The 11,708-nt window shown below is 31.0% G+C and carries 16 protein-coding genes; 3 read left to right on the top strand and 13 right to left on the bottom strand.

Annotated features, from left to right (window positions below; translation table 11 throughout):
* Positions 1 to 13: 13 nt before the first annotated feature.
* The 4 genes from BHY08_RS04170 to BHY08_RS04155 all read right to left on the bottom strand — a co-directional run bounded on the left by BHY08_RS04170 (position 14) and on the right by BHY08_RS04155 (position 2,660).
* Complete coding sequence (locus BHY08_RS04170) at positions 14 to 739, bottom strand: epoxyqueuosine reductase QueH (RefSeq protein ID WP_071456679.1); 726 nt, start codon at positions 737 to 739, stop codon at positions 14 to 16.
* Between the two features lie 396 nt (positions 740 to 1,135).
* Complete coding sequence (locus BHY08_RS04165) at positions 1,136 to 1,666, bottom strand: GrpB family protein (protein WP_071456678.1); 531 nt, start codon at positions 1,664 to 1,666, stop codon at positions 1,136 to 1,138.
* 296 nt (positions 1,667 to 1,962) lie between these two features.
* On the bottom strand, positions 1,963 to 2,310 hold the full coding sequence (locus BHY08_RS04160) for a GNAT family N-acetyltransferase (RefSeq protein WP_211267917.1): 348 nt from the start codon (positions 2,308 to 2,310) through the stop codon (positions 1,963 to 1,965).
* Between the two features lie 146 nt (positions 2,311 to 2,456).
* Positions 2,457 to 2,660 (bottom strand): hypothetical protein, encoded by a 204-nt coding sequence (locus BHY08_RS04155; RefSeq protein WP_071456676.1) that lies wholly within the window; start codon positions 2,658 to 2,660, stop codon positions 2,457 to 2,459.
* A gap of 588 nt (positions 2,661 to 3,248) precedes the next feature.
* On the opposite strand from BHY08_RS04155, the gene BHY08_RS04150 reads away from it, so the two are divergent.
* Together BHY08_RS04150 and BHY08_RS04145 are read left to right on the top strand one after the other, a co-directional pair.
* A complete protein-coding gene (locus BHY08_RS04150) occupies positions 3,249 to 3,680 on the top strand; it encodes a LytTR family DNA-binding domain-containing protein (RefSeq protein WP_071456675.1) in 432 nt (143 codons plus the stop codon).
* Positions 3,677 to 4,126 (top strand): DUF3021 domain-containing protein, encoded by a 450-nt coding sequence (locus BHY08_RS04145; protein WP_071456674.1) that lies wholly within the window; start codon positions 3,677 to 3,679, stop codon positions 4,124 to 4,126. The genes BHY08_RS04150 and BHY08_RS04145 overlap by 4 nt, the downstream gene beginning before the upstream one ends.
* Positions 4,127 to 4,185: 59 nt before the next feature.
* On the opposite strand, the gene rbsU is transcribed toward BHY08_RS04145, so the two are convergent.
* The 5 genes from rbsU to BHY08_RS04115 all read right to left on the bottom strand — a co-directional run bounded on the left by rbsU (position 4,186) and on the right by BHY08_RS04115 (position 8,414).
* Positions 4,186 to 5,070, bottom strand: a complete 885-nt coding sequence (rbsU, locus tag BHY08_RS04140) for a ribose/proton symporter RbsU (RefSeq protein WP_157093628.1) — start codon at positions 5,068 to 5,070, stop codon at positions 4,186 to 4,188.
* A 25-nt stretch (positions 5,071 to 5,095) separates the two neighbouring features.
* Positions 5,096 to 5,491 carry a D-ribose pyranase gene (gene rbsD, locus BHY08_RS04135; RefSeq protein ID WP_071456672.1) on the bottom strand — a complete coding sequence of 132 codons (396 nt, stop codon included), beginning with the start codon at positions 5,489 to 5,491 and terminating at the stop codon, positions 5,096 to 5,098.
* Positions 5,491 to 6,405, bottom strand: coding sequence for a ribokinase (gene rbsK, locus BHY08_RS04130; protein WP_071456671.1), 915 nt, complete (start codon positions 6,403 to 6,405; stop codon positions 5,491 to 5,493). The genes rbsD and rbsK overlap by 1 nt, the downstream gene beginning before the upstream one ends.
* A gap of 93 nt (positions 6,406 to 6,498) precedes the next feature.
* Positions 6,499 to 7,491 (bottom strand): ribose utilization transcriptional repressor RbsR, encoded by a 993-nt coding sequence (gene rbsR / locus BHY08_RS04125; RefSeq protein WP_071456670.1) that lies wholly within the window; start codon positions 7,489 to 7,491, stop codon positions 6,499 to 6,501.
* A 365-nt stretch (positions 7,492 to 7,856) separates the two neighbouring features.
* Complete coding sequence (locus BHY08_RS04115; protein WP_084657167.1) at positions 7,857 to 8,414, bottom strand: GNAT family N-acetyltransferase; 558 nt, start codon at positions 8,412 to 8,414, stop codon at positions 7,857 to 7,859.
* Positions 8,415 to 8,505: 91 nt separating this feature from the next.
* On the opposite strand from BHY08_RS04115, the gene BHY08_RS04110 reads away from it, so the two are divergent.
* On the top strand, positions 8,506 to 9,387 hold the full coding sequence (locus BHY08_RS04110; RefSeq protein WP_071456668.1) for a helix-turn-helix transcriptional regulator: 882 nt from the start codon (positions 8,506 to 8,508) through the stop codon (positions 9,385 to 9,387).
* Here the strand turns inward: BHY08_RS04110 and BHY08_RS04105 are convergent.
* The 4 genes from BHY08_RS04105 to BHY08_RS04095 all read right to left on the bottom strand — a co-directional run bounded on the left by BHY08_RS04105 (position 9,384) and on the right by BHY08_RS04095 (position 11,376).
* Positions 9,384 to 9,620 (bottom strand): DUF4129 domain-containing protein, encoded by a 237-nt coding sequence (locus tag BHY08_RS04105; RefSeq protein WP_071456667.1) that lies wholly within the window; start codon positions 9,618 to 9,620, stop codon positions 9,384 to 9,386. The genes BHY08_RS04110 and BHY08_RS04105 overlap by 4 nt on opposite strands.
* 3 nt (positions 9,621 to 9,623) lie before the next feature.
* On the bottom strand, positions 9,624 to 9,788 hold the full coding sequence (locus tag BHY08_RS11430) for a hypothetical protein (protein ID WP_169817660.1): 165 nt from the start codon (positions 9,786 to 9,788) through the stop codon (positions 9,624 to 9,626).
* Positions 9,739 to 10,032, bottom strand: coding sequence for a MoxR family ATPase (locus BHY08_RS04100; protein WP_071456666.1), 294 nt, complete (start codon positions 10,030 to 10,032; stop codon positions 9,739 to 9,741). Before BHY08_RS04100 ends, BHY08_RS11430 begins: the two co-directional genes overlap by 50 nt.
* Before the next feature lie 318 nt (positions 10,033 to 10,350).
* The gene (locus BHY08_RS04095) at positions 10,351 to 11,376 is read right to left on the bottom strand and encodes a threonine aldolase family protein (RefSeq protein ID WP_071456665.1); all 1,026 of its coding nucleotides are present in this window, start codon (positions 11,374 to 11,376) and stop codon (positions 10,351 to 10,353) included.
* Positions 11,377 to 11,708 lie beyond the last annotated feature (332 nt).

Below are 11,708 nucleotides of genomic sequence, written 5' to 3'. Positions count from 1 at the left end.
GCCATTCTCGCTTTTAGGAGAGTGGCGTTTTGTTATTAATATAGTCTTTTGCTTCTTTATTAATTGCTTTTAAATCAATACCTTGTTTCGTAGCGGCAAACACACACCCACAATAGCATTGGCGATAAATGTCGTAATCTTTACACATGGTTATTGAACGTTGGTACCCACCTCTTTTTTTGAAATCACTCGGCAGATAAGATACATCATATATTTTTTGTATATCGAGTCCAATAGAATTAATCAACTGAGCATCTTTTTTAGGTGAAATCGTCAAGGCACTCCCAAAATAATCAAAACCTCTATTATGTGCCTCTTCGGCCACTAAGTCTAATCTCATTTGAAAACAACTTTCACAACGTGCGCCACCCTCAGGTTCATTGGCTAATCCTTTTTTAGTCATCGTCTGAATAAAAACATTTGGTTCATACTTAGCTTCAATAAACTCAACATGTTTATCGTTCTTTCTATTGAATTGCTCAACAAATTCTTTTTGAACAATGGCTCGTCTCTCATACTCACTTTTAGGATATATATTTGAATTAGCAAAATAAATAGTGACATCAGCATAATCCGTTAAAAATTCTAATGTATAGGTACTACAAGGTGCACAACAACTATGAAGTAAAATCTTTGGTCGAAACGATTCATCTTCCCACTTTTTTATTAGTTTAAGCAAAACACTATCATAATTAATCGTTTGATTTTTTAAGTTGTTGATAATATTCAATGAGTCCATTGTTAATACTCCTTTATTTGCATCTATTTTATTTTATTATAACAAAAGGACACGTGCTGTTGCTAGATTAGTTATGTTTTTAAGGTCATATCAATGCTTTTTACAAGAAAGAACTCATTATTAGATATTTGGTAACTAAACTTTCATTAATTTTTATCAAATAAGAATATTTTGCTCAAAAACCTTATATACACGAATTGACTAAATAACGTTTTCCACCAACATCAGATTCAATATTTCACTATTTCGAAAAAAAGAATCGCCATTTTATGGGATTCCTTTTTAATATTGAGGCAGACCAGTTGAGATACACGAAGTAGATGTCTAAATCCCAAATAGTTGATAATTTGTGTTACATCGTTAAATAGTAATTATATCTTCCTATGAGTTAAATAACTATTCTCTATAATTTTTCAGTGTATCTTTTACAAAATTTTCTTTATAATCTGTATATGCTGTTATCTCATTAAGATTATTTTCTAAAAAAGTTTGTTTTATATTTTCATATTGCTTTTTTATATTGTCATGAGTTCTAAGAATATCACGAAATAGAATTAAATCATTCCATTTTTTTTGATTAAAATTTACTAAATGAATAATATGAGTTTTAATTTCAAATGTGTTATCTATGAATTTAGCACACACGATTTCGTCATGTTTTTGTATCCTTAACCTATAAAAACCTAATTTTTTTAATTGATTAAAAAAAGAATCATCTAATTTAGAAATATCGTCCACTCCTATTAAAATATCTATAATCGGTTTGGCCTTAATTCCTTTTATTGCAGTACTTCCTACGTGTTCTATACAATTACAATTTAAATTTATATTTTTTAATATTTCTTGTCTAACTCCGTTAAACTCTATTTCCCACTCTTGATTATAAGGAACAATGACTACTTCATTATTTTTTAAACCTAATTTCATATTTATCACTCCTTTTTCATAAAGAATACCATGATTAATTAACTAGGTTTAACGTGATTTATGTTAACTTATCTGTAAAATTATTAGATTTTAAACTTCTTTCAAAGAATTAGAAAATACTTTCAACTCTTCTTTTACTTCTACAGGAAGATTGCTATATTCTTTTAGATTTATCGCTCCATGTAAATAATACAAATGGACTAATCATACATTAGGATATTGTTATTTTAGTTTTAAATAAGCTGAGTTACTACCTTCCTATTTTAATTGTTCTACAATTGTACTTAACTACATAGTTACTCATTTATTACCAAATGAGCAATAGGGTATGCCTTGCCAAAACCATCTAGTTCGTCTTCTGATTCAATTTTAAATCCATGATTAAGATAAAACATTTTTCCACACTCATTTTGAGTATTTACGTCCACTCTTTTTATACCTTCTGTTTCAATTAATTCGGATAGTATTCTACTGCCGTATCGTTTTCCGATAAAATCTGGATCAAGAAAAAGCATAACTAATTCATCTTGACTAGTCCCACTAAAACCAATGATTTGATGACCATCTCTCCATAAATATAAATTAACGTGATTTAAATATTCTGGAATAATCTCCTTATAATAGTTAAAGTCTTCTTCAGACAAAAAATGATGTGTTTTCTTTGCTGACTTTTCCCAAATCTGTCATACTAATCCATAATCCTTTTTATCTGCTTTTATTTTAGTTAACAAAGTATTCTCCCCTATTAGCGTATCATTATATGTTTGGCTTCTTAAAATGACAAAATTAATTAAAAAGAATTCTTCAATCCTTTGATAAATCCATGAAAGAAATCAATAAAATTAAATACATTGGCAATAAGTATTGTAGTTAACAATAATAAGCACAACCATTTAACTGTTTTAGGTGTATGAGAGTTCTTCTGAGAGTTAATCAATAAAATAAAACTTAAAACTACTGATGCAAATGCTGAAATGTCAACTATAAGTTCCATATAGTCCTCCTTTATGTTATTATATCTACTATTATTATACATTTATATTTTAACTAAGTATACTTGCATATTTTGTCTACCAAATGATTAAATAACTATTGAAAAAATATTTTTGCCATTCTTTTTCTCTAATAATTCCTTCAATATCTAACTTTCTATTGTACTCTATGAAAATCTTCTCTATAGCTAGTCCCGTCGAATTTCTAGCAAGAATTTTTAATTATTTCAATGACACCACTGCTGCCCAAAATATCTTGAATAGTTTTTCAATTAGTCTTCGCATGTTTTAAACTACATTTTTTTTAATCTTTCTTTGATTTTATCAGCTGAAAAACAAGAAAATAAGAATCACTAAACACTTCACTCAAATTATTTTCATTATATCACGTTTAAATTAAGTAGATATATTTTTTTATTTCCTATTTATACAGATTTAGAGATGAAATCACTTAGCAATAAACTTTAACTCTTTTGTGGATTAAATCCTAGACAACCATGCATCTTTAATTTTATACCATGTATCGCAATGTTATATGAAAGGTGAGTATTTTATTCTATAATCAACATTGTAGAAGAAAGGAGGTTTTTATGAGAGTCAAATTTGAAAAACAAAAGCATTTAGAAGAGAACTTAATTATAATCCAAGCAAAAGAAAAAAATGGGGAGATTGATTCAATAATAAGAGGAATAGAGAACCACAAAACTGTTTTAAGCTGTTCTCATAACGAAAAAAATATACTTGTTCCTTGCAAATCATTCATAAGATTTTATTCATATGATAAAAAAATATATGGTTCTACGCCTGATCAGGAGTATCTTGTTAAGTATCGGCTATACGAATTAGAAAATATTTTAGATAAAAATTTTTTGAGAATTTCTAACAATGAAATTATTAACATTAATTATATTTCTAAATTAGAATTAACAAATGCGGGAATTATTATTATTTATTTCAAAAATGGGGAACAAACAAGTTCTTCAAGAAGATATTTAAAAAACATAAAGGAGCATTTATTATGAACAAACATATTGTTTTCCAAATATTTAGTGGCTTTAAAACAGGGGTTTTTATAGGGCTAATGTTTTCAATCTTTTTCTCATTTATATATTCAGGTGACTTTTTTTCTCCGATGCCTCCAGCATTCGTTGATAAATTTTCTTCTGAATTAATAGCCTTCATTGTTTCAGTGTTTTTATGGGGGGTTATTGGAGTCATTTTTACATTGACAAATTTTATCTTTACGAGTACTGATTGGAGTATTACTAGAATGACTGTTAGTCATGCGATTATCTCGTATTGCTTGTTTTTACCTATAGCAATATTTTTAAACTGGATAAATTTATCAGTAACGAATATAGTCACCTTTACAATGATTTACCTATTCATATACGCCATACTTTGGCTTATTTCTATAATTAGAGTAAAAAAAGAAATCAACAGTATTAATAAACATATCAAAGAGTAAAATAATTATCCCAGAGTAATGAATTAAAAAGACCTCCAAATTGAAGGTCTTTCTCTTATTTAGACTATAACTGTTAATGTTGCTGCTAATAATATCAACACTAAACCAATAATCGTAATTTTCATCTCTTTTGATGTCTTCTTTTGGCCTAAAACCCAAATACCTGTCAATGTCGCTAGCACAACTGATGTTTGAGATAAAATAAATCCGGTCGCCAAACCATTCATATTAGTTTGAGCTGAAATTAAATAAGTTAGTGCTGCAAAGGCAAAGAAAAATCCTGAAATAATTTGTTTGTATGATACCATTTGAGTCAATGCATTTTCTTTTTCTTTCACAGCGATAACCAAACTATAAACAACCGCCACAATCACCATTCCAATTGCTTGTGGTAGGAAAGCATTCATTCCTGTAATACTTGTTTCTTGTGGTGCTGCTGAATACAACCAATACCCAATTTCACCAATCGCTAAAATGATGACAGCTTTTTTGATGTTACTTGCATCTGCACTATCTTTTTTCTCAGACCAAACTGTCATTCTTGCACCAAGTATAATCAATACAAGTGCTAGAGCACCAATTAATTTATCTGTCATAGTTGGCCAATTTCCAAGATGTGCTACTCCCCATAATGACGCAACAATTAATTGAAATGCTGTTGTAATTGGCATAGCTCTTGAAGAACCTACTAATTCAAATGATTTAAACGTCAAAATTTGAGCGCTCGCCCAACCAATTCCCGATAAAATACTTAACGTTAAATCCATCCCACTTGGAAACGTTAATCCATTAGCAAAAAATAAAATAATTGCAAAAATCAATGTTCCAATTGTTGATCCAACGATTTGGTTAACTGGTTTGCCGCCAATTTTTGATGCGATTGTTGGGTATAATCCCCAACCTAATAATGGTCCTAACCCTATTAATAAAGCTGTCATTTTTATAAAATCCCCCTGGTAAATTTTCTAACTAAAACGTTACGCCACTTTCCAATAAAATATTCGCATACGGTGTCATTTCACCTGTACGGATAAACGCATGTGTATCATTTAATTTTTGTTTCATGTCACTATGTGGAATAAACTCTATTGGCGTGTTGGTAAAACGTTCTTCAATACTCGCCAAAATAGTAGGATTCGCTTCTTTTATTTCTTCAGCTAAATAAATCTTTTGTACTTCTAATTCTTCCAAAACGTTATCTAGCACATCTAAAAAACTTGGCACGCCATTTGTCACAGCTAAATCAATTTTTTCTGTTTCAAACGGAACTGGCATCCCCGCGTCCCCAATACTTAATAAATCAAAATGACCCATTTTTGAGATAACTCTTGAGATATCACTGTTTATAACTGCTGATTTTTTCATTAATATGTCTCCTTTATTTCATGTTCAAACGGAATACTTGGTTGAGCGCCGTATCGTTGAACTGTTAGTGATGATGCTTTATTACCATAATCAATTGCTTCTTCAATATTAGAAAAATCTTGTTTTAGTTTGCTTGCCAGTGCTCCAATAAATGTATCTCCTGCGGCAGTTGTGTCGACCGCTTTCACTTTATATGCTGAAACAAAACCTGATTGTTCTTTGTAGTCATAATAAGCACCACGACTACCAAGTGTGATAATCACCATCTCGATACCTAAATCATGTAGGGCTTCTGCTGCTTTTTTTATCGACTCATCATCAGTCAACTCAATACCTGTAATTAATTCTGTTTCTGTTTCATTTGGAATAATAACATCTGTTAAGGCTAGTAACTCACTCGAAATGTTTTTTACAGCTGGTGCTGGATTTAAAATTGTTTTAACGTTTGAATTTTTAGCCAATTTAAATGCTTCGATTGTCCCTGTGGTAGCACTTTCAAACTGTGCAATTAAAAAATCACTCGATTCAATCACAGATTGACAACTGCTTGCTAATTCATTTGTTACGTGATTATTGGCTCCAGCATAAATCATAATGCTATTTTCACCAGACTCATCAACCGTAATAAATGCTTGCCCTGTTGACTCATTATCAATCGTTTTGACATGTGCCACATCAATTTCTTCTCCTTCTAATAACTCTAGCATCACGTTTCCAGCTGCATCATTTCCCACTGCTCCAATGAATGACGTTTTTGCTCCAGAGCGTTTACTTGCGACACCTTGGTTGGCACCTTTACCGCCACCTGCAGTAAAATGTTCTATTGCATGAATCGTTTCTCCCGGTTTAGCCATTTCTTTAACTCGTAATGTCGTATCTAGATTAATACTTCCAATAATCGTTACATGATTCATCACACGTTCCTCCAATTCATTTTAATTAAAACGTTTTAGTAAAACGTTTTAATTTTCCTTTCGAAAAAAATATAGCACACTTTGAAATAGTTTTCAAGGGCGTGCTACAGATAATCGTTCAATTAATGTGACTGGTAAAATTAATTCTGTTTCGTCTTTATCCGGATGGTTGATGCGATCAATTAATAAATCAGCCGTTTTTTGTCCTAATTCAAAAATTGGCTGTGATACAGTTGTCAGTGGTGGATACACATATTCACTCATCTCTATATTATCGTACCCTACTACACTGTAATCATCTGGAACTTTTTTTCCAACTTCACTAAGACCAGCATACACGCCAAACGCTATTTCATCATTTGCTGCAAAAATAGCCGTCGCGTTTGTATTTAAAATAGTTCTGACCATCTCTTTCCCACTTTGTTTCGATAATTCAGTTGGCAATACTTCAACTTGACCATTAAAATTGTCCGTAAAACCAACCAAACGTTTTAAAATATTAGGACTCATATCTTTGGGAAATAATGCAACAGCTTGTTTATGTTTTGTATCATTCAATAAAGTTGCAACAAGTTCACCACCACGATAATCATCTGTTCTAACAGAATCAAATGTCTGAGTTGTAACTTGTTGATCTAGTTCTATGATAGGGATTTTTTGCAACAGCTCTTGATTGAGTACTTCTGTAATTGAAATACCAGAACTAGCCAAAATCACCCCATCAACGCCTCGGTGGTTAAGTGCTTCAATCGCTTTTTTTCCTTTAGTAAGATTCATGTCAACATTACAAAGAATTGTCATAAATCCAGAACTAAAAAGCACGTCTTCAATCCCCTTAACAAGGGTCGCAAAAAAAGGATTAGTAATATCTGGAACAATAATCCCTATCGTCAAACTTTTTTTCATGACCATTCGACGAGCAAAATAATCAGGTGCATAGCCTAATTCTTCTTGTGCTTGCAATACTTTTTTTACCGTATCTGGATGAAATTGATGTTTTTTACCATTTAAAATCTGGGAAACAGTGGTGATAGATACCCCCGATTGTTTCGCAACATCTTTAATCGTTACTTTTTTATTTGTCATATCGTTCTTCCTTCGTTCTTCATAGTAAAACAATTCTATTGCCTTTATAACCTCTTACATGATACCCTATATAGTATTAAGACTTAAGGAGACTATTTATGGGATGCCAATGTAAAAAGAGTTTACCATCTAAAATTCTTATTGGCCTGTCTTTAATCATCATGACACTTTTTAACGATACATCATATAGTTCGATTGCGTTTAAAATCGGTGGTACTATACAAGTTGTTGGTATCGTTTGGTTTCTTACTATTTATTTTTTTAATAGACAAAAAAGCTGTCAAATCAAGGACAAGTCATAAGCGTTTATCAATCATGTGATAACGCTTTTTTATTTTACATATCTCATAATAGCACAAGTGACACTATCTTTTAAAATAATCTTCAAATGTAATGGCATACTTCATTGTTTCAACAAGTGGTTTATCTTTAAAATTGAAATAATAATCTGTACCTATTTTCTTCATTCCAATTTTTTGCATCACTTTACCTGAATTGAGATTATCTTTATGATGAGTCGCATAAACTACTTTTAAATCGAGTTCTTCAAAAGATAGTTGAAGTAATCTCTCAGCTACTTCTGGCACAATTCCTTGGCCCCAATATTTCTTAGACAGTGCATAACCAATCGTTGCACAGTCTTTATCAATGGACATAAAATCAATCGTCCCCATTAGTTTGTTTGTCTCTTTTAATTCAATACCCCACTTGGTAAGTTGTTCTGGGATAAAAATTTGCTCAATGACAGTGTATGTTTCTTCTTTTGACTGATGTGCTCTGAATTTTGTATAACGACTTACTTCTTTCATCGAACAATAGTCATACATATCATCGACATCATCTAACGTAATCTTTCGTAATAAGCAACGTGACGTTTCCATCACACTATGTGCTTTTAATACCATCTCTTGTGATATTTCCATTTGTATCACCTCATTCTATTTTTTAGCAAGATAAGTCAAAAAATTTAGTTTCGCCTATGATACACTTTATGTGTCAAAGGAGGTTGGTTTAATGAATTATTCTAACTATGTTTCTAAAGCAATTACTTATATACAACAACATATTGACGAAGAAATAAGTCTAGATAAAATATCAGAGTACGTTGGTTATTCAAACTATCATTTTCATAGATTATTTAAGAAAGAAACTGGCTATTCACTTTACGACTATATTAAACAACAAAGATTAATAAAAGCCTCTCTTCTCTTAAAGCACTCTGAACTAAGTATATTAGATATTTCTACTCTTTCCTTTTTTAACTCTCAAGAAGCTTTCACTCGAGCATTTAAAAATAAATTTCAAATACCACCGAAAAAGTTCCGAATGTTACACAAAAATATCATGAATAAAGGAGACCACCTAATGACTAATCAAAAATCTACTATTCCCGGATGGTTTAAATCAGGATCGGCAAGTAATAAATACGGTATGGCTATTGATACTAATATTACACATATATCTAACCAATCAGCAAAACTATTTTCCATTTGTGATGACTTTCATGACGAAGAATTTGGGACAATCATGCAACAATTCAAAGCGGAAAAGTTTAAAGGAAAACGTGTGAAATTCTCAGCTTTTTTAAAAACCGAATTATCCAATGGGTCCAGTGGTTTATGGGTTCGGATTGATTCAAAATATTATGACATGCTTGCATTTGATAATATGAAAGATAGATTAATTACTGAAAATACAGATTGGAATTTTTATTCATGTATTTTAGACGTTCCATTACAAGCAGATGTGATCAACATCGGTATTCTATTACTTGGTCAAGGAACCATATGGATCAATTCATGTCAATTTCAAGAAGTACCAAATACAGAAAAAGTGACAGAGCTTTCTCCTAGTCACTTTGTTCCAGATACACCAGAACACTTAGATTTTTCCTAAGTGTTCTTCTTTGTTTTTATCAGATATTTTGATAAATCGAGTATGTTATTTTTTTGATTTTTTGATATTGTCACATCTTTTCTAACACCGTAAGTTACTGCTTCATACTCACGAGTTAACTCACTAAATGTCACACTAATTTTAGGCATTTCTCCAGAAACTTTCTCAGCAAAAGAATTCAGGGTTTCGCTATTTTCACGTGGTAATGTTCCTTCTATCTGTTTTGGTAGCAAGCATCACGTCTGTTTTGACAGTTTCCTTCTTGCTCGTTCACCAATAATTATCAAGCTTAACACTGATTGTTTCAACGTGAGCCTGTGTGAGACAATATATAGAAAGAGATACTGCAAATCATCTGATAATACAAAATTTCGCCCATTGATTAAGGTAAAAGCTTTCACACTTTTGATGAAATCTTGAACTAACACCTAACTCTATAGCTGGATATTGTCTCGTTGCTTCAACTAATCCCAACACATATGATGCAATGGAATCAGTAATGACAACATTAGAAGCCATTTCTTTTAAAATGGCAATGTCATTCAAATCAATCACATATTCTACGTCAATTAACGACCTACCTGACCCCATAATAAGTGATAGTTCATCATTAACACTTGGATACCCTATCTGTAATTTAATCATAAATCGGTCTAACTGAGCTTAGTGTTTTAACTAACATTGTTTTACCAGTACCTGGTACCTCTTCAAATAAGACATGACAACCTGATAATAAACAAGTTCCTATTAGTTTAACAACATCATCTTTTTCTAAAACAACTTTTTTACTTCATTTATCACTAAATTTATTTTTTCAACAGATTCTTGTATCAGATACTCCACTTTTGATTCGTTACTATTAATATAGTACATTTTATAGAAGAATAAGTCATTTTTACAAAGACTATATAGAGTTTTTATTGAAATAAAAAAGAGGTGATGCTTAGTTCACCTCTTGAGTCTTTAAATATATGAAATTAATTTTTCAACATTTTCTTCTGACGTCCCCCAACTTGTAACAAATCTTATAACCATATGGAGGTCATCATATTTTTCCCATGTTGCAAACGAAATATTCTCTTTTAACTCTTTAACTTGTTCGTTTGTCATAATGACAAATTGTTGATTCGTTGGTGAATCAAAGTATAACTCATAGCCTTTATCTAAGAAAGCTCGTTTAATTTTTTGTGACATGTCGACTGCATGCTTACTAATGTCAAAATAAAGGTTATCTGTAAATAACGTTAAAAACTGAACCCCTAGTAACCTTCCTTTAGCGAGTAAAGCGCCATGTTGTTTGACGATTGAAACAAATTGTCTAGGCTCATTGTTTTTAGTAAATACAACAGCTTCCCCACATAGAGCACCGATTTTTGTTCCGCCAATATAAAACACATCAGAAAAATGTGCAATATCTTTAATTGTCACATCTGCCTCATCACTAACCAAGCCATAACCAAGTCTAGCGCCATCAATAAATAATGGCAAATTATTTTCATGACAAACTCTCGATAATTCTTCTAACTCATCATATGAATAAATTGTCCCGTACTCAGTCGGAAATGAAATATAAACCATACCAGGCGTCACCATGTGTTCTTTGGTTTCATCTTGGTTAAATAAATCCAAATAATCTTTAACTGATTGAACTGAAATTTTTCCGTTTTCAGATGGTAAGGTTAATACCTTATGACCACTATACTCGATGGCTCCAGCCTCACGAACATTGATATGTCCAGTTTCTGGTGCCAGCACTCCTTCAAACTTATCTAAAACAGAATCAATCACAACTTGATTTGTTTGAGTTCCACCAACTAAAAAACGAATGGAAGCATCTGGACACTCAATTAATTCTTTTATTTTTTCGATTGCTTCTTTGGAATAGGAATCAGAGCCGTAACCAAATTCCTGCTCCATATTTGTTTCGATAAGCCGATTTAAAACTTTTTCATGAGCACCTTCAAGGTAGTCATTTGCAAATGATATCATCCAAATACCTCCATTTCTTATTTTTCAAACAATTTAATCAGTTTTATTCTTCATCGTACGTTTATATTTCTTTTTAAACAAAAAAACATGACTTTAATTAATCTTTTAGTTTTAAAAAGTAAACATTCACAAAAAAACTCATTAAATATTACTTGTATATTAATTTATTTATTGCATTAAGTCAAATGATTTTCATAAATAATTCTGAAAAATATGAACGAATTCTGAGAAAATAATATAAAATATCTATCATTTATATAAAATATGTATAATAAAAGAATATTTAAGGAGTTTTATAGTTTACTTAATTAAAAATATATGGTAAATAAATT

The organism is Vagococcus teuberi (genome assembly GCF_001870205.1).
Taxonomy (GTDB): domain Bacteria; phylum Bacillota; class Bacilli; order Lactobacillales; family Vagococcaceae; genus Vagococcus; species Vagococcus teuberi.
The sequence above is the reverse complement of the archived record's forward strand: the minus strand, read 5'-3'. Positions and strand labels throughout refer to the sequence as shown.